The organism is Brachybacterium muris (assembly GCF_016907455.1).
In the GTDB taxonomy this organism is placed as follows: Bacteria; Actinomycetota; Actinomycetes; order Actinomycetales; family Dermabacteraceae; genus Brachybacterium; species Brachybacterium muris.
Genome location: NZ_JAFBCB010000001.1, coordinates 448,896 through 465,477, shown reverse-complemented (window position 1 = coordinate 465,477; position 16,582 = coordinate 448,896). Strand labels below are relative to the sequence as shown.

Annotated in this window: 17 protein-coding genes and 1 tRNA gene; 9 read left to right on the top strand and 9 right to left on the bottom strand. The window is 69.8% G+C overall.

Features of this window, described 5'->3' with window-relative positions:
• The first annotated feature begins 3 nt into the window (after positions 1-3).
• The 3 genes from JOD52_RS02125 to JOD52_RS02115 are packed head-to-tail and all read left to right on the top strand — an operon-like array spanning position 4 to position 1,561.
• Positions 4-342, top strand: a complete 339-nt coding sequence (locus tag JOD52_RS02125; RefSeq protein ID WP_376983475.1) for a lycopene cyclase domain-containing protein — start codon at positions 4-6, stop codon at positions 340-342.
• Positions 339-671 carry a lycopene cyclase domain-containing protein gene (locus JOD52_RS02120; protein ID WP_017825007.1) on the top strand — a complete coding sequence of 111 codons (333 nt, stop codon included), beginning with the start codon at positions 339-341 and terminating at the stop codon, positions 669-671. Before JOD52_RS02125 ends, JOD52_RS02120 begins: the two co-directional genes overlap by 4 nt.
• Positions 668-1,561: a prenyltransferase gene (locus JOD52_RS02115; RefSeq protein ID WP_017825006.1), complete on the top strand. Its 894-nt coding sequence runs from the start codon at positions 668-670 to the stop codon at positions 1,559-1,561. The genes JOD52_RS02120 and JOD52_RS02115 overlap by 4 nt, the downstream gene beginning before the upstream one ends.
• Before the next feature lie 50 nt (positions 1,562-1,611).
• Here JOD52_RS02115 and idi read toward each other — a convergent pair whose 3' ends face one another.
• The 9 genes from idi to JOD52_RS02070 all read right to left on the bottom strand — a co-directional run bounded on the left by idi (position 1,612) and on the right by JOD52_RS02070 (position 8,723).
• Positions 1,612-2,112, bottom strand: a complete 501-nt coding sequence (gene idi / locus JOD52_RS02110; protein ID WP_420887411.1) for an isopentenyl-diphosphate Delta-isomerase — start codon at positions 2,110-2,112, stop codon at positions 1,612-1,614.
• Between the two features lie 129 nt (positions 2,113-2,241).
• The gene (locus tag JOD52_RS02105; RefSeq protein WP_338124028.1) at positions 2,242-2,988 is read right to left on the bottom strand and encodes an ATP-binding protein; all 747 of its coding nucleotides are present in this window, start codon (positions 2,986-2,988) and stop codon (positions 2,242-2,244) included.
• On the bottom strand, positions 2,985-4,547 hold the full coding sequence (istA, locus tag JOD52_RS02100; protein ID WP_204408388.1) for an IS21 family transposase: 1,563 nt from the start codon (positions 4,545-4,547) through the stop codon (positions 2,985-2,987). The genes JOD52_RS02105 and istA overlap by 4 nt, the downstream gene beginning before the upstream one ends.
• A gap of 133 nt (positions 4,548-4,680) precedes the next feature.
• Positions 4,681-4,824 carry a hypothetical protein gene (locus JOD52_RS02095; RefSeq protein WP_239551729.1) on the bottom strand — a complete coding sequence of 48 codons (144 nt, stop codon included), beginning with the start codon at positions 4,822-4,824 and terminating at the stop codon, positions 4,681-4,683.
• A gap of 122 nt (positions 4,825-4,946) precedes the next feature.
• On the bottom strand, positions 4,947-5,264 hold the full coding sequence (locus JOD52_RS02090) for a type II toxin-antitoxin system PemK/MazF family toxin (protein WP_204408644.1): 318 nt from the start codon (positions 5,262-5,264) through the stop codon (positions 4,947-4,949).
• Positions 5,265-5,270: 6 nt separating this feature from the next.
• Positions 5,271-5,504: a YlcI/YnfO family protein gene (locus JOD52_RS17405; protein WP_017825003.1), complete on the bottom strand. Its 234-nt coding sequence runs from the start codon at positions 5,502-5,504 to the stop codon at positions 5,271-5,273.
• Between the two features lie 40 nt (positions 5,505-5,544).
• Positions 5,545-5,616: transfer RNA gene (locus JOD52_RS02080), tRNA-Thr, on the bottom strand.
• 51 nt (positions 5,617-5,667) lie between these two features.
• Positions 5,668-6,480: a DsbA family protein gene (locus JOD52_RS02075; protein ID WP_204408643.1), complete on the bottom strand. Its 813-nt coding sequence runs from the start codon at positions 6,478-6,480 to the stop codon at positions 5,668-5,670.
• 116 nt (positions 6,481-6,596) lie between these two features.
• Complete coding sequence (locus JOD52_RS02070; RefSeq protein ID WP_204408642.1) at positions 6,597-8,723, bottom strand: serine/threonine-protein kinase; 2,127 nt, start codon at positions 8,721-8,723, stop codon at positions 6,597-6,599.
• Positions 8,724-9,259: 536 nt separating this feature from the next.
• Between JOD52_RS02070 and JOD52_RS02065 the strand changes: the two genes are divergently transcribed.
• From JOD52_RS02065 to JOD52_RS02040, 6 genes are all read left to right on the top strand, one after another.
• Positions 9,260-9,487, top strand: a complete 228-nt coding sequence (locus JOD52_RS02065; protein ID WP_017825000.1) for a heavy-metal-associated domain-containing protein — start codon at positions 9,260-9,262, stop codon at positions 9,485-9,487.
• A gap of 227 nt (positions 9,488-9,714) precedes the next feature.
• Positions 9,715-10,392 (top strand): AIM24 family protein, encoded by a 678-nt coding sequence (locus JOD52_RS02060; RefSeq protein ID WP_017824999.1) that lies wholly within the window; start codon positions 9,715-9,717, stop codon positions 10,390-10,392.
• Positions 10,393-10,414: 22 nt separating this feature from the next.
• The gene (locus tag JOD52_RS02055) at positions 10,415-12,658 is read left to right on the top strand and encodes a circularly permuted type 2 ATP-grasp protein (RefSeq protein ID WP_204408641.1); all 2,244 of its coding nucleotides are present in this window, start codon (positions 10,415-10,417) and stop codon (positions 12,656-12,658) included.
• Positions 12,651-13,616, top strand: coding sequence for a transglutaminase family protein (locus JOD52_RS02050; protein ID WP_239551727.1), 966 nt, complete (start codon positions 12,651-12,653; stop codon positions 13,614-13,616). Before JOD52_RS02055 ends, JOD52_RS02050 begins: the two co-directional genes overlap by 8 nt.
• 125 nt (positions 13,617-13,741) lie before the next feature.
• The gene (locus tag JOD52_RS02045; protein WP_204408640.1) at positions 13,742-14,692 is read left to right on the top strand and encodes a formate/nitrite transporter family protein; all 951 of its coding nucleotides are present in this window, start codon (positions 13,742-13,744) and stop codon (positions 14,690-14,692) included.
• Positions 14,693-14,934: 242 nt separating this feature from the next.
• On the top strand, positions 14,935-16,401 hold the full coding sequence (locus tag JOD52_RS02040) for an FAD-dependent oxidoreductase (RefSeq protein WP_204408639.1): 1,467 nt from the start codon (positions 14,935-14,937) through the stop codon (positions 16,399-16,401).
• The last annotated feature ends 181 nt before the right edge of the window (positions 16,402-16,582 follow it).

Here is a 16,582-nt window from a genome sequence, read left to right as displayed (position 1 = left end):
TTCATGACCTCCTGGGCGTACCTCGCGGCGATCCTGGCTTCCAGCTTCTGCATGCTGCTGCTGGACCATCGGTTCCGGCTGTACCTGTTCCGGGACACCCGCCGCGCCCTGATCGTGCAGGGAGTCGGGGTGGGGCTGCTGCTGCTGTGGGACCTGATCTGCATCAGCCTCGGCGTGTTCGCCCGCGGCGAGGGCCCCTATCTCAGCGGCTACGAGATCGTGCCGCACCTGACCATCGAGGAGCCCTTCTTCCTGTGGTTCCTGTGCCACCTGACAATGGTGGTGGCCACCGGCGCAGGTCGCCTGCTGGATGCGCGATCCGGACGGAGCGATGTGGCATGACCTACCTGTACGTGAACCTGGCGGTGATGGGTGTGGCCATCGCGGCGGCGGGCCTGGCCCTGTCCCGCGTCGACCCCCGGCGCCGCCGTCGCACCCTGCTTGTCTCGCTGATCGCCTTCGCCGTGGTCGCGCTGCTCACCGCGGTGTTCGACACCATCATGATCGCGGTGGGCCTGTTCACCTACGCGGAGGAGCACCTGATCGGCTGGCGCATCGGCCTGGCCCCCATCGAGGACTTCTCCTACGTGTTCGTGGTGGCCCTGCTGCTGCCGGCGCTATGGGCGTTCCTGCGGCGAAACGGGGCTAAGGACGACGGAGGTCCACGATGAGTTCGAGCACCACATCCGTGAGCACCGGCGGCGTGCTGCGGTCCCTGGTGAGCACCTCGAGGCCGCTGTCCTGGGTGAACACCGCCTACCCCTTCGCCGTGGCCCTGTTCCTCACCACCGGGCGCATCGACCTGCCGCTGGTGATCGGCACCCTGTTCTTCCTGATCCCCTACAACCTGGCGATGTACGGGATCAACGACGTGTTCGACTACGAGTCGGACCTGCTGAACCCCCGCAAGGGTGGCGTGGAGGGGGCGGTGGTGGATCGCCGCCACCACCGCACGATCCTGGTGGCCTGCGCCGTCACCTGCATCCCGTTCCTGGTGTACCTGTACGCGGTGGGAACGGTCGCCTCCGCGATCGCGCTCACGGTGACGATGTTCGCGGTGGTGGCGTACAGCGCGAAGGGCCTGCGGTTCAAGGAGGTCCCGTTCCTGGACTCCGCCACCTCGGCCACCCATTTCGTGGGCCCGGCGGTGGTGGGTGCGCTGCTGGCCGATGGCCGCCTCGGTGCCTCGACGGTGCTGGTGCTGGCGGCGTTCTTCGCCTGGTCGATGGCAAGCCAGGCCTTCGGCGCGGTGCAGGACGTGATCGCCGACAGGGCCGCCGGGCTGGGGTCGATCTCCACGGTGCTGGGCGCGAAGGCCACCGTGCGGGTGGCGCTGGGGCTGTACGCGCTGGCGGCGATCCTGCTGCTGGTGCCGTGGGAGCTGTTCTCCCTGGGAGCGCTGCTGATGCTGCCGTACCTGGCGAACATCTGGCCGTTCCGCTCATTGCGCGATGAGGATGCGGAGCGTGCGAACGCCGGCTGGCGGCGCTTCCTGTGGCTGAACTACGTGACCGGCTTCCTGGTGACGATGCTGATCATCGCCCAGGTGCAGTTCGGCTGATCCACCTGCTGGCCTGAGTCACCCGCTGCGAGCGTGCGCGCCGAATCAGATCACCCGTCCGCGCCTGCGCTGAGTGCTGTGCGGGCGCGCTCGTCCTCGATGTGCAGGGCCAGCCACGGGCTGACGACGAACGGTGCCGCCTGCACGGCGGCCACCAGGTCGGTGCCGGGCAGCCAGCGCTGCTCGGCGACCTCGTCAGGGTTGGGCTCCGGCAGCTGATCGGGGTCCACCAGCAGCTGCACCACGAACACCGGGCAGATCTCGTTCTCCACCACGCCGCTGGCATCCACGGCGCGGTAGCGGAACTGGGGCAGCAGGGGCTCCGGGTCACTGAGCCACGCCGGGTCTAGGTTCAGCTCCTGCTGGGCGCGCCGTCGGATGGCATCGGCGGTGGCCTCCCCCGGGGCGGGGTGACCGCACAGGGAGTTGGTCCACACACCCGGCCACGTCTTCTTGGACAACGCCCGACGGGTCATCAGCACTCGACCGTCGGCTGCCATCAGGTGCACGGAGAACGCCAGGTGCAGCGGGGTGTCCTCGGTGTGCACCACGGACTTGAGCTCCGTGTGAGTATTCGTAGTCGTGGGAGCCACCGAATCTTGCTCTTGGGGACCGCCGATCGTGCCGACGGGGGCCAGTAGCCGCCGCGGTGGGGACCACTGGCTCCCGCCGGCATCGGGTCACTGGGGCAGTGCGGTGTGTTCTCGCATGTTCCTGTCGCCGGTGTCGATCCAGATTGTGTTGTGCACGATGCGGTCCATGATCGCATCGGCGTGGACTGCTCCACCGAGCCGGGCGTGCCAGTCCTTCTTCGGGTACTGGGTGCAGAACACGGTCGAGCCGGTGTCATAGCGGCGCTCGAGCAGTTCCAGCAGCATCGAACGCATTCCCTCGTCAGGATGGTCCAGCAGCCACTCGTCGATCACCAGCAGCGAGAACGTGGAGTACTTCCGCAGGAACTTCGTCTGGCCCTGCGGCTTGTCCTTTGCCAGGGCCCAGGCCTCTTCGAGGTCGGGCATTCGGATGTAGTGGGCTCGGAGCCGGTGCTGGCAGGCCTGCTTCGCCAGCGCGCAGCCGAGGTAGGACTTCCCTGAGCCGGTGAAGCCCTGGAAGACCACGTTCTGTTGCCGCTGGATGAAGGAGCAGGTTGCCAGTTGCGCGATCACGTTCCGGTTCAGTCCCCGTTCCTCGACCAGATCCAGCCGCCGCAGGTCCGCTCCGGGATAACGCAGCCCCGCCCGGCGGATCAGACCCTCGACCTTTCCATGATTGAAGATGGAATGCGCCTCGTCCACGATCAGCTGGAGCCGTTCCTGGAACGACATCCCCAGCACGTGAGCCTCATCCTGGGCATCGATCGCGTCCAGCAGCGCGGTCGCGCCCATCTCGCGCAGCTTCCGCTTCGTGTCGTTATCGATCACGCTCACCGGACACCTCCGGCGTAGTAGTCGGCGCCACGGACGTATCCGCCGTCTTCCGCGGGTTCCTCGCGGGGTGGACGCAGGGCGGCGACCTTGTCCTGCCCGGTGGCCAAGATCGGGTGCAGATGCGCATAGCGCGGTGAACGGACCCGTCCCGTCAGCGCGAGTGCGCAGGCCGCCTCGACCCGATCTACGGAGAAGCGGCGAGAGAGCCGTAGCACCGCCAACGCGGGATCCAGGCCCTGTTCCACGATCGGCACGGACTCGAAGATCCGCTGGATCACGATCACCGTGGCCGGCCCGACCCGATCTGCCCACGCCCGCACCCTCTGCGCGTCCCAGGCCTGGAAACGCTCGCCCGCAGGTAGGTCCGCGTCGTTGGTGCGGTACTCATTGCTCGCGGTCTCCGGGAGCAGCAGGTGACTGGTCAGTCGCTGGCTGCCCTGATAGATCTCCAGCGTCCGGGCCGTGATGCGCAGATCGACCTTCGCGCCGATGTGCGCGAACGGCGCGGAGTAGAAGTTCCGCGCGAACGTGACGTGCCCGTTCCTGCCCACTCGTCGTCCGTAGTGCCATGTCGAGATCTCGTAGGGCACCGCCGGCAGCGGCGTCAGCAGCGGCCGCTCCTCCGCGTCGAACACGCTGGCGCGGGATCCGGGCCGCTTCTGGAACGGCTCCGCGTTATAGGCCTCCATCCGCTGCCCGATGGCGGCTGCAAGTTCGGGCAGGGACGTGAATCGCTGATCCCGCAGCCCGGCGATGACCCAGGTCGCGACGTGCGCGACGGTGTTCTCCACGCTCGCCTTGTCTTTCGGTTTCCGCACCCTCCCCGGGAGCACCGCCGCCGAGTAATGCGCTGCCATCTCGCGATACGCATCGTTCAGGACGATCTCGCCCTCGCGGGGGTGCTTCACCACACCGGTCTTGAGGTTGTCCGGAACGATCCTCGGGACCGTCCCGCCCAGCGCCTCGAACATCGCTACGTGCGCTCGCAGCCAGGACTCCTGGCGCATATCCAGCGCCGGGAAGCAGAACGCGTAACGAGAAAAAGGCAGGCAGGCAACGAACAAGAACACCTTCGAGACCTCGCCGGTGACCGGATCGGCCAGCTCCATCGTGGGGCCGGACCAGTCGACCTCCACGCTCTGGCCGGCCTTGTGACCGACTCTCGAAGCGGCACCGGTGACCATGACGTGGTGCTGGTAGGTGCGGCAAAACCGGTCATACCCCATCGCCGGATCCCCAGCCGCCGTGGTCGCGTCGAAGTACTCGCCGTGCAACAGCTTCAGCGTCACGCCGACCCTGGCCATCTCTCGATGGACCTGTTCCCAGTCCGGCTGTGCGAACACGCTCTCGTGCTCGCCCCGGCCCGGGAACAACCGGGCATACACCTGCTCATCGGCGACGTCCGCGATATCGCCCCACCCGATCCCTGCAGCGTCAGCGGCCTCGAACACCGCCCTCACGGACTTGCGGGACATGCCCTGCGAGGACGAAATCGCTCGCCCCGACAGACCTTCTGCGCGCAGCTGGAGCACCAGCTTCGCCCTGATCTTCCGTACCATTCCAGATTGCTCCTTCCGCCGCGTGCCCTATACACACGGCGGAAGGAGCGTAGACAGAGCGGCCCCAACGACACCACTGGTGGTCCCGAACGACGCCACCGCTACGGCAGCGACGTGGCACCCGAACCCTCGATCAGCGGACCCCAGCGAGGCGAATATTCACCGTGCCGCGAGGCGTGCCGTCGTCCTCGAGGAGCACCACACGCTCCTGGTCGGCGGGTCGGGCGCTGGCGCGGAAGATATCGGAGGCTGCGACCTCGGCGTTGATTGACGTCATGGCTCCTCCATATCTGGCTAACTTAGTTAGCAGAACCCTATGCCACGTCCCTGGGAGGCCGCGTCATCGACGGCCTTGTTCATCCACGGCTTCGCAGCCACCCTCGGGGCCGGTGGGACTCGCTAGTGATCGAGCAGGGGGATGTCCAGGTCGTAGGCGAGAACCACAGCGCGGGCCAACTGCCGCTCCTGGTCGGGCCTCAGGAAACCGACCGTACGGCCCAGGAGCTCAGCAGGAATGGTGACGACGTTGTCGATCGAGATCGCTCCCTCGTGATCGAGGCCGTTGGCAACCCCTACTGGCACTTCGCTGCTGAGTCCCTTGGCGGTGGAGGCGATGGGCGCGACGGTCACCTTGGCCATCGCAGGGCGGGCCGCTTCACGAGTGAGCACGAGAACCGGACGAGTCTTGTCCAACCTGGCCAGGCAGATCTCCCGCACGAGCGCTCAGTCCTCGAGGGAGGAACGACCGACCGACCAGGCGACAAGATCGTCGAGGTCATCAGCCGCGCCCATGCGGTCAAGGAGCAGGACATCGGCCTCGGCGGCACGCGTTCGCATCTCACGCTCGAGCGCTGCGGCCACCAGCGCTGCACGGCTGGATGCCTTCCCGGCGGCGACGGAATCGTCGAGGAAGGCGACCATCTCGTCGGGAAGGCGCACTGCGATCTGTGTGGTCATGGGACCAGAATACCGCCACGCATCCCATAGTGGGATTCAGAGCTGGAGACGGGAATCGAACCCGCAACCACCTGTTTACAAGACAGGTGCGCTACCGTTGCGCCACTCCAGCGGATGGGGCCGGTCGATCAGCGACCGGCCCCGACATGCTATCGGAGCCGGATCAGCCCTGCCCGGCGTCGGAGGCACCGCCGCCGTCGGACGGAGCAGCGCCGCCGCCCGCAGCCAGCACGGCCTCACGCAAGGCCCCGGGGGTGGCCCAGTCCTGGAACTCCTCGCCGGCGATCTCGACGTACGGGGTGACGGTGGTCTTCTCCTGGGCGTACGCGTCCACGGGTCCTCGCACCCAGCCCTGGTAGGTGCGGTTGTCGATGCAGCTCTGCACGCTCTCGGAGGCACCGGCGGCCTGGGCGTGGGCCCAGATCTCCTCGTTGCTGAGGCCGGCGGTGCCCTGGGTGGGCTGATCGGCGAACATGGCCGCCTGGAACTCCATCGTGTTGGCCGGGTCGTCCTCGTACACGCACACCAGGGCGTTGGCGGCACGGGTGGAGAAGTCGCCCGAGGTGGAGGACCTGTCCAGGATCCTGCGCGGCACGATCTGCACAGTGGCCTCCTCGTTGTCCACGATGGTCTGCACGTCGGCGCTGTTGATCTCCTCGAAGGTGCCGCAGTGGGGGCACATGAAGTCGAGGTGGATCTCCAGGACAGGCTTGCCGGAATCGGCCGGGGCGCCCAGCGTCAGGTAGCCCTGGTCCTCGGCCACGCCCTCCGGGGTGGCCACGGGCCCTTCGGGCTGCAGGGAGCGGTAGATGAGGTAGCCGGCACCTGCCAGGAGCACGAGTGCGGCCACGGTGACCACGGCGATCACGACGTTGCGCACGGTACGTTGGCGACGCAGCTCGGCCTGCCGCTGTTGGCGGATGGCTTCACGCTGCGCCTCACGGCGGCTCTGCGCTGACTTCGACGACGAGGCCATGGACTCTCCTCACCCCCTGTGGGGCACTGCGGATGGATGGGACGGGGGCGAGTGTAACGCCCATAAGTCAACGTTCAGGGAGGGTGAAGGAGCGGCAGGGCGTGGGCGGCTTCGGGTCAGCGCCGCCAGATCGCTATGTCGTCCAGCCGGGGCCCGGCCCCGAAGGGGAAGTAGTCCACCACCCCGCCGCGGGCCACGATCGTGGTGGCCACGGCGATCACCAGCAGCAGCAGGAGAACTGCCACGACCACTGTCCACACCCGGTCCGGCGCGGCTGCATCCACCATCCGGTGGGCTCCGGCTCGGGTGGTGCGACTGCCGATCCCCACCCAGGTGATGAGCAGGGTCACAGCCATGGCCACGGCGAACGCGATGCCGTCCGGCGGTGGTGCGGTGCGCAGCACGGTCCAGGCCGCGTCCACGGCGATACCCACCAGCAGGCCGAGCAGCAGGGGCAGCAGCACCTGCAGCGCGATCTCCACCAGGGACAGCAGTAGCCGCAGCGGAGCAGCGGCGCCGACCGCGAAGGACGCTCCGGATCCGGTGGCGCCGCGGAGGCGCCGTTGAGCCAGCGCCTGGTGCGAGCGCTCCCAGGTGCGGGCCAGGGTGCCCAGCACCAGCAGCAGCATCAGGGACACGTACGGCGCCACCGCGGCCAGGCCGATCAGCAGCAGGTGCCCGGTCCACACCAGCAGCGGGCGGCGCGGGGGCGGCGGGACCGGCGGCTGCCAGGGCCCGTACGGGGCCATCTGGCCCGGCGCCATCTGGCCCGGCGGCATGTGTCCCGGTGCCGTGTGGCCTGGCGCCGTGTGTCCCGGCGGCATTTGCATCGGCGTTGCCTGCCGCGGCGGCATCTGCACCGGCGGCGCCTGCGCCTGCACGGGCTGCTGCCGGTAGGGATCACCCTGAGGTGCCCGCTGGACCGGGTACCCGCCACTGCTGCGGTAAGGCTGTCCGCCCTCCGGGCGCACGGCAGGCATCTGCCTGGTGGGGGTCCCCATCACCGGCAGGGCTTCGGTGGCGGGGCCCTGCAGGTCGATGCGCTGCGTCGGCTGGTCCGCGCCGGGTGACTCCGGGACGATGGGCAGGCGCTGGGTCGCACCGGCCTCGTCGATCACGGGAAGCGCCGCGGTGGGCGCCTCGACCGGTTCGATCACCTGGGTATCGTCCTGCCCCGCCTCGTGACTGCCCTGCTGCCCCTGCCCCGCCTCGTGACTGCCCTGCTGCCCCTGCTCCGCCTCGCGTCCTCGGGCGTCGGCGGGCGTGACCGCGCCGGCTCCGTCGGCCAGGGGCAGTGCCGCTGTGCGGGTCCCAGCCGATATCGCCTCGGTGGGGCCGGGGTCGTCGTAGTAGCTGAGGTCAAGGGCAGCGAGTCCCTCGATCATCTCCTCGGGTAGGGGTCGCTGCTCGGGATCGGCCTGCAGAGCGGAGCGCAGCCACTGGGCCAGTTCCGTCGGCGTGCCGTCCACGTCGATCTCCCCGCGCTCGGCCCGCAGGAACACCAGGTCGGCCCGGCCACCCCCGTAGGGCTCCCGGCCGGTGGCGGCGAAGGCCAGCAGCGCAGCCCATGCCCACCAGTCGCCGGCCTCGCCGGTGTGGTTGGTGCGCACCACCTCCGGGTCCAAGTACGCGGCGGTGCCCATCACCAGGCCGGTGGAGGTCAGGCGGGATTCCTCGGCGGCGATGGCGATGCCGAAGTCGATGATCACCGGGTCCAGGCGGTCCCCGTCCGGATCGAACACGGCCAGGTCGCCCTCGGTGGCCCCACGCAGCAGCACGTTGCTGGGCTTGAGGTCGCGGTGCACCACCCCGGCGGCGTGGATGTCGCGCAGGGTCTCCCCCATCACCAGGCCGAGCTCCCGCACCGCCTCCGGATGGAGGCCGCCATGGGAGTGCACGGCGTCCTCCAGGGTGGGGCCGGGGATGAACTCGGTGACCACGAAAGCATCACCGGAGTCGAGCTCGGCATCGAGGATCCGCACGATGTTGTCGTTGCGCACCCGCTGCTGGGCCGCGACCTCCCTGGCCAGGCGCTCCCGTGCGCGGGGGTCGTCGGAGATCTCGTGTCGCAGCAGCTTGATCGCGACGTCGTTGCCGTCGGCGTCCCTGCCGCGGTACACGATCCCCATCCCGCCGGCGCCGATGCGGCCCTGGATCTCGTAGCCGGAGTCCTCGGCGAGCGCGACGAGCCGCGGATCACGGCGCGCCGGGCGGAGAGGGCGGGGGTCGACCATGGTGGCCATGCTACGAGGCTGCTGCCGCACCGGCTGCTTCTAGCGGGGATGTCCCCGCGTTCCCTCACCTGGCCTGCACGGCTCCTGCACAGGTGGACGCCTGGGTCGGGTACGGGGTCCCGGCGCTGCGGGTGGCGGCGCAGCGGGTGGCGGCGCAGCGGGTGGCGGCGCGGCGGGTGGCGGCGCGGCGGGTTCCGGTGCTGAGGGGACGGGACTGAGCCGTACCGGACCTATGTGATCAGCACCGGCATATATGTCGTAGCTGATCACATAGGACCAGTTGACGCCGTGGTAACGCCCTCCGTGGTCCACTCCATCCCTTCGCCCTCTCCCCTGCCCCTCTGGTTGCGCGCCCACCCCCACCCTCACGTGGTTGCGCCCTCCCCCATCCCCACACGCATACCCCCTCGGGGTATAAGGTGGCAGGAACGCTGCCCTGGGAGCGCCGCGCGAGCCCCGTGATGGGGTCACAGTGAGGCGCCACCGGGCGGCTGAGGCGCCACTGAACGCATCGAGACAAACGCATCGAGACAGAGGAGAACACCATGAGCACTTCCACCTACGGACTGACCGGCCTCACCTGCGGCCATTGCGTGAGCGCGGTGACCGAGGAGGTCTCCGCGATCGACGGCGTCTCCGACGTGCAGGTCGAGCTGGTCACCGGCGGCACCTCCACCCTCACCGTCACGGCGGACGGCGAGGTCTCCAAGGACGACCTGCTGGCCGCGGTGGACGAGGCCGGCGACTACCAGCTCACCGACGCCCCCGCCTGACCCACCTCTGCGCTCCCCGGGGCGGCAGCCGGCCTCCCCACCCCGGCCCCGGGGCGGCAGCCGGCCTCCCCACCCCGGCCCCGGGGCGGCAGCCGGCCTCCCCACCCGGGGCCAGGTCGGCTGACCCACCCCTTCACCGTCGGTCCCGCCCGTGAGACGATGCGCGCGCGGCGCAGCAGCGTCGCCACGAACTCCGGGCGGGGCCCGGTCGGACTCAAGGGGGAACCATGCGCTCGAACCTTTTCGACGCCTCCAATCAGGAGAAGCAGACCAACGACCGGTGGACGCTTCAGTCCCACAAGATGCTGCGCTGCGCCCTGCACCCGCAGGCACCGGAGATCATCTCCGCCGCGGGCGCCATGGTCGCCTACCAGGGGCAGATGGACTTCTCGTACCAGGGCTCCGGCGGCGGCATGAAGCTGCTGAAGAAGATGGCCACGGGCGAGGGCGCCAACATGATGCGCACCCGCGGCCACGGGGAGATCTTCTACGCCCGCCAGGCCCACGAGATCTTCCTGATCCAGCTGGAGAACGACGCCCTCACGCTGAACACCAAGAACATGCTGGCGTTCGACAGCTCCATCCAGTGGGACATCCGCTCCCTCGGCGGTGCAGGCTTCATGGCCGGGGGCCTGTTCAACCTGTTCCTGCAGGGGCAGGGCATGGTCGCGGTCACCTCCGACGGTCCCCCGATGCTGCTGGACTGTTCCCGCCAGCCCACCTTCGTGGACCCGCAGGCGGCGGTGTGCTGGTCGGCGAACCTGCAGCCCCAGATCAAGAACGACTTCAAGATGGGCTCCCTGATCGGCCGCGGCTCCGGCGAGTCCTTCCAGCTGGCCTTCCACGGCCCCGGCTTCGTGGTGGTCCAGCCCTCCGAGGGTGTCCCGGTGGTCAGCGCCGGTTGAGGCGCCCGCCTACGATGAACCGGTGAGCTCCTCCACCCCCCGCTCGCTGGCGGCCGAACTCGATGTGATGGGCCCTTCCGCCCTGCGCCGGGCTTCCTCGGACGCCGCCGCCATGTTCGCGGCCGACGTGTCCGGGGCGGCACCCGGGATGATCGATCCCCTCCCTGCGGTGATCACCGCATCCGAGTGGGACGACCTCTCCGCGGGGCTGGTGCAGCGTGCTCGCCTGCTGGATGCGCTGTACTCGGACCTGTACGGGCCGCGCACGGTGTTCGGCAGCGATGTGGCCCCCACTGCCGAGCTGCTGGAGGACCCCGCCTACCTGCGCACCGCCGTGGGGATCCCGGCCCGTGGTTCGCAGCGCCTGTTCGCGCTGGCCTGCACGGTGGCCCGCACCGCCGACGGCCAGTGGCGGGTGATCGAGGACCAGGTCGACGTGCCCCACGGCGCCGGGTTCGCCCTGGAGATGCGCCGGGTGCTGTCCCGGTGCGCGCCGGGGCTGTACCGCTCCACGGAGCTGCGCCGCCTGCACCCCTTCTTCGACCGCATCCGCACCGCACTGGACCTCCGTGGCAGGGCCGACGGCGGCTCGGGCCGGGCAGTGGTGCTGCTGGGCAAGGGCGAGGACCCGCTGCTCACCTTCGACCATCACTGGTTCGCGAACCTGCTGGGGGCCCCCGTGGTCTCCGCCACCGACCTGCGCACCGGTTCCGGTCTGCTCACGCTGCGCGTGCCGGGGGTGCAGGCCGATCCAGCGGAGGCCGTGGACACGCTGATCCGCCTGGCACCGTCGCAGCAGCTGGACCCGCTGGACCTGGGGCCCACGCCTCTGCGCGGCGTGACCGGGCTGGTGGAGGCCGCTCGCAACGGCGACGTGGAGGTGGTGAACCCCCTCGGCGCCGGACTGCTGGAGAACCCCGCCCTGCGTAAGGCGCTGCCGGACCTGTGCCGTCAGATCCTCCACGAGGACCTCCAGTTGCGCTCCCCTGCCACGGATTCGGCACCCGAGTGGTCCACCGCTCTGTCCCTGGACCCCGCGGGCGGGAAGCGGCCGGTCCAGCGGCCCGTCACCCTGCGCCTGCTGGTGCTCGCGGGGGCCGACGACTACGAGGTGTTGCCCGGAGGTATCGCCACCACCACCGATGATGCCCCCACCGCCGTGAAGGACGTGTGGGTGCTGGTGCCGGAGACCGCCACTGCCGCATCGGAGGAGGCCTCCCCTGCCGCCGTCACCCGGTCCACGCTGCCGGCGTACCCGGCGATGACCCGCTCGATCGGCGCGGATCTGTTCTGGTTCGGCCGCTACCTGGAGCGGGTGGACCTCACGTCCCGCCTGCTGCGCACCGTGCTGGACACCACCAACGACCTCGGATCCGAGCGCGGCACCACGGCCCGCACCGCCCTGGGTGTGCTGCTGAGGGCCGTCACCGACGTGACCACCACCTTCCCCGGCTTCCACCAGGTGGACCTGAAGGATCCCGAGGAGGTGCACACCGAGATCACCGCGCTGCTCACCGCGGTGGACCGCCCCGGTTCACTGGCGCAGTCCTTCGACTCCCTGGCGCACACCACCCGCACCCTGCGCGACCTGGTCTCCGACGACATCTGGCCGGTGATCGCACGCATGCGCGCCCGGATCCGTACCTTGGGCCAGGTGGACTCCCAGCCGCTGGAGCCTGCCCTGACCGACATCATCGACGGCTGTCTCACCCTGTCCGGGGCGATCACCGACTCGATGCCCCGGAACCTGGGATGGGACCTGGCCGAGACCGGTCGCAGGATCGAGCGCACCCTGGGGCTGCTGGCACTGCTGCGCGCCACCCTGGGCCACCGCCGGCACGACGAGGCCGAGGCCCGCGTGACCCAGGCGGTCGCGGTGATCACCGAGTCCGGCGCGTCCTACCGTCGCTACTACCACGCGGCCGTGCAGCCCGAGCTGCTGCTGGAGCTGCTGCTGGCCGACGCCACCCTGCCCCGGTCCCTCGCCTTCCAGCTGGAGAAGCTGGGGGCGAGCCTGGACCGCCTGCCGGAGTCCACCCCCTCGCCCGAGCTGAGGGCCCCGCTGAGCTCCCTGCGTACGCGGGTGACCGGCTGGTCGCCCCGGGAGCTGCTGCAGCCTGCCTCCACGGCCGGTCCTTCCGCGACAGCGCTGCTGGACGAGACCTCCGGGGCCATCACCTCCCTGCGGGAGCTGGCCGGCGCCCTGGAGGACGTGTACTTCCGTCCCACCGAATCCACCTCCCCCTGGGGGTTCGACGATGTCTGAGATGCTGCCCCCGGTCCCCCTGCGCCTGGACGACCAGGCCGCAGTGGAAGCCGTCGACTACGCACTGCACCACCTCACCTCCTACCGGTACGCCAAACCGGTCACCCGCAACTACGGCCGCGCCCATGTGGAGCCCCGCGCCACCCTGTACCAGCGGGTGCTGTCCCACGAGGTGACGGTGGATCCCGCCCCGGCCCGGCTCACCGCCCACACCGACTTCTACGGCAACTCCTCCACCTATCTGATGGTGGACCAGCCCCACGACCACCTCGAGGTGCACTCCCGAGCGCGGGTGTCGGTCGCAGAGCGCCGGTATCCCACCGAGACCATGTCCCGGCCCTTCGAGAGCTGCCTGCCGGAGAACTGGGGGCCGCTGATGCCGGCCGCCAGCATCGACTTCACCCAGCCATCACCGCGCATCCGCACCTCCCACGCCGTGCGAGAGATCTCCGCGGAGGTGTTCACCCCGCAGCGGCCGATCGGCGAGTGCCTGGCACACCTGACCGCCCTGATCCACACCGATTTCACCTACGCCTCGGGCGCCACCACCGTCACCTCCACCCTGGAGGAGGTGCTCAGCGCCCGCCACGGCGTGTGCCAGGACTTCTCCCACGTGGGCGTGGCCGTGGCACGTGCCGCGGGGCTGGCCGCCCGGTACGTCTCCGGGTACCTGCGCACCGCCCGCAGCGCCGACGGGGAGCTCAGCACCCAGCCCGACGGAGGGATGATCGGCTCTGCCGCCTCCCACGCGTGGCTCAGCGTGCTGGTCCCCGGCACCGGCTGGGTGGACATCGACCCCACCAACCGCACCTTCGTGGACCAGCGATTCGTGACCACGGCCTGGGGGCGGGACTACACCGACGTGCCGCCGTTGAAGGGGATCGTGGTGGGGCCGCCCGGGGCCACCAGCACCCTGTCGGTCGCGGTCGGCGTGGTGCCCATCACGCCGGAGAACTGAGCGTCGGCACCCCTGACCAGCACGGCCAGCACGAGAACACGTCACCTCTCGGGCCTTACAACCCCTCTCTCATCGTTGTTCGGGCGTACCCTGTGGTCGTCCTGTGTACGAGAGAAGGAATCGCCATGACCTCACCCTCCTCGGGGCCCGGATCCTCCGGCACTCCCGCACCCGCCGCAGCACCCGCACCGTCCACGCAGATCCCGGCACCGAAGGCCCTGGCCATGGCCCTCGAGGACGGCATGTACGCCAAGGCGACCACGCCCTACGGCCGCATGTTCCTGCTGTCCCTCACCGGTGGCGCGTTCATCGCCTGGGGCTTCATCTACATGGTCACCTCCCAGCAGGGGATGGCCGACTGGCCCGTGGGCATCTCCAAGGTGCTGGGCGGCGTCGTGTTCTCCGTGGGCCTGGGCCTGGTGGTGATGAGCGGCTCGGACCTGTTCACCGGCACCACCATGACCGTCATGCCGTGGCTGTCCAAGCGGATCAACGCCACCCGGATGCTTGCCCACTGGGGCATCTCGATCGCCGGCAACTTCATCGGCTCCGCGCTGATGGCGCTGCTGATCCTGCTGGCCGGCGTGCACGCCTCCAACGGCGGCGCATGGGGCCTGGTCACGCTGAACACCTCGCTGGCCAAGGTCTCCTACGACTGGCCGCGCGCCTTCTTCCTGGGCCTGCTGGCCAACTTCGCCGTGTGTCTCGCGGTGTGGATCGCGACCGCCGGCAAGACGGTCACCGACAAGATCCTCGCCGTGATCGGCCCGATCTCGCTGTTCGTGGCCACCGGCCTCGAGCACTCGGTGGCCAACATGTTCATGCTGCCGATGGGCCTGATGGTCAAGTACGGTGCCGGAGACGAGTTCTGGAACGGCGCCGCCGTCCAGAAGGCCGGGGTGACCGTCGATGACTTCGCGGCGCTGACGCCGCTGTCCGCGGTGTGGGACAACCTGATCCCGGTGATCCTCGGCAACATCGTCGGCGGTGCCGTGTTCGTGGGTGTCTACTTCTGGCTGGCCTACAACAAGCCGGAGACCTCCGCTGCGAAGGAAGAGGCCCGCAAGGACAGCTAACCCGAGGGCAGCTGTCCCTAAGGGCAGCTGACCCTGGTGGGCCGGGCTCCCGCCCGCCCCCGCCGCTCGACCACCATCGCGCACCCCTCGGAGCATCGGGGGGTGCGCGGTGCTGTCGGGGGTGCGTCAGCCCGCTCACACCACCCTCTCCCCACGAATTCCGCGTATAAAGTGGTGCGGAAATCTGCGCGCAGCGGCGCGCTCCCGTCCGGCGCATCCGTGCGCCACGAGACCGAGGTGAGATGTCCTCCTCCCCGCAGTCCCTCCGCCTGGCCGTCATCGGATCCGGCCCCGCCGGCGTATACGCCGCAGAGACCCTGCTGCGCTCCGAGGCCGTGAAGTCCGGGCGCCTGGAGGTCCAGGCCGACATCTTCGACAGGCTCCCCGCCCCGTTCGGGCTGATCCGCTACGGCGTGGCCCCGGACCACCCGCGCATCAAGGGGATCATCACCGCGCTGCACCGCATCCTGGGCCGCGGAGACATCCGCTTCCTGGGTGACGTGGAGTTCGGCAAGGACGTGACGCTGGAGGACCTGCGCAAGCACTACGACGCGGTCGTGTTCGCCACCGGCGCCCTGAAGGACGCCGATCTGGACATCCCCGGCATCGACCTGGACGGCTCCTACGGCGCCGCCGACTTCGTGGCCTGGTACGACGGCAACCCCGACTACCCGCGAACGTGGCCGCTGGAGGCCCAGCAGGTCGCGGTGATCGGCAACGGCAACGTGGCCCTGGACGTGGCCCGCGTGCTGTCCAAGAGCGCCGACGAGCTGCTGCGCACCGAGATCCCCGCCAACGTCTACGAGGGCCTCGCCGCTGCGAACACCACCGACGTGCACGTGTTCGGCCGCCGCGGCCCCGCCCAGACCAAGTTCTCCCCGCTGGAGACCCGCGAGCTGGCGCACCCCAAGGGCGTGCAGGTGGTGATGGACCCGCGCGACATCGAGCAGATCACCGAGGCGCAGTGGGAGGCCATCCGCGCCGACAAGCGCACCGACCAGGTGGTGCAGACCTTCGTGAACTGGCTCGAGGAGCAGCAGCGCCGCGAGGCCGCGGGCGAGGAGCCCACCGACCACCACGGCGGGCCCGTCACCCGGCGCCTGCACATGCACTTCTGGCACCGCCCCGTCGAGGTCCTCGGTGAGGACGGGCACGTCACCGGCATGCGCTTCGAGCGCACCCGCCTGGACGAGGAGGGGCGCCTGGAGGGCACCGGCGAGTTCGTCGACTACGAGCTGCAGTCCATGTACAGGGCGGTGGGCTACTTCGGCAGTGAGCTGCCGGGAGTTCCCTACGACTCCTCCCGCGGCGTGATCAGCAACGCCGCCGGCCGTGTCACCGAGGCGGATGGCACCGTGCTTCCGGGCCTGTACGCCAACGGCTGGATCAAGCGCGGGCCCGTCGGCCTGATCGGCGCGACGAAGTCCGATGCGATCGAGACCGTGGGCTCCCTGCTGGAGGACCTCGAGTCCGGGCAGCTGCCCACCGCGCCGGAGCGCGACAACGACGCGATCGTGCGCCTGCTGGACTCCCGCGGCGTGGAGTACACCACCTGGGAGGGCTGGATGGCGCTGGACGCGCACGAGAAGGCCCTCGGTGCGGCTGCGGTGGACGCCGATGGCCAGCCGCGCGCCCGCATCAAGGTCGCGGACCGCGAGGAGATGGTCCGCATCGCCCGCGAGGGCGCACCGCAGCCCACGCACGCCTGAGCCGCGCACGAGCAGCAGGCACCCTGCCGCAGGGCCGGGGGCAGGACCGGAGCACCGGTCCCGGCCCCCGGCCCTTCTGCATCGCCCGGCGCCGTGGCGGCCGCAGCTGTGAGACCCGGAACAGCACGACCCGCGCACGGTGCAGGGAGGCACCCCACCGCTATAGTGGAATGATTATTCC

Coding starts and splice junctions, on each gene's coding strand:
- JOD52_RS02125 (WP_376983475.1), top strand. CDS start 4: ATGACCTCCTGGGCGTACCTCGCGGCGATCCTGGCTTCCAGCTTCTGC.
- JOD52_RS02120 (WP_017825007.1), top strand. CDS start 339: ATGACCTACCTGTACGTGAACCTGGCGGTGATGGGTGTGGCCATCGCG.
- JOD52_RS02115 (WP_017825006.1), top strand. CDS start 668: ATGAGTTCGAGCACCACATCCGTGAGCACCGGCGGCGTGCTGCGGTCC.
- istA (WP_204408388.1), bottom strand. CDS start 4,547: ATGGTACGGAAGATCAGGGCGAAGCTGGTGCTCCAGCTGCGCGCAGAA.
- JOD52_RS02095 (WP_239551729.1), bottom strand. CDS start 4,824: ATGACGTCAATCAACGCCGAGGTCGCAGCCTCCGATATCTTCCGCGCC.
- JOD52_RS17405 (WP_017825003.1), bottom strand. CDS start 5,504: ATGACCACACAGATCGCAGTGCGCCTTCCCGACGAGATGGTCGCCTTC.
- JOD52_RS02075 (WP_204408643.1), bottom strand. CDS start 6,480: ATGGCCTCGTCGTCGAAGTCAGCGCAGAGCCGCCGTGAGGCGCAGCGT.
- JOD52_RS02070 (WP_204408642.1), bottom strand. CDS start 8,723: ATGGCCACCATGGTCGACCCCCGCCCTCTCCGCCCGGCGCGCCGTGAT.
- JOD52_RS02065 (WP_017825000.1), top strand. CDS start 9,260: ATGAGCACTTCCACCTACGGACTGACCGGCCTCACCTGCGGCCATTGC.
- JOD52_RS02060 (WP_017824999.1), top strand. CDS start 9,715: ATGCGCTCGAACCTTTTCGACGCCTCCAATCAGGAGAAGCAGACCAAC.
- JOD52_RS02050 (WP_239551727.1), top strand. CDS start 12,651: ATGTCTGAGATGCTGCCCCCGGTCCCCCTGCGCCTGGACGACCAGGCC.
- JOD52_RS02045 (WP_204408640.1), top strand. CDS start 13,742: ATGACCTCACCCTCCTCGGGGCCCGGATCCTCCGGCACTCCCGCACCC.
- JOD52_RS02040 (WP_204408639.1), top strand. CDS start 14,935: ATGTCCTCCTCCCCGCAGTCCCTCCGCCTGGCCGTCATCGGATCCGGC.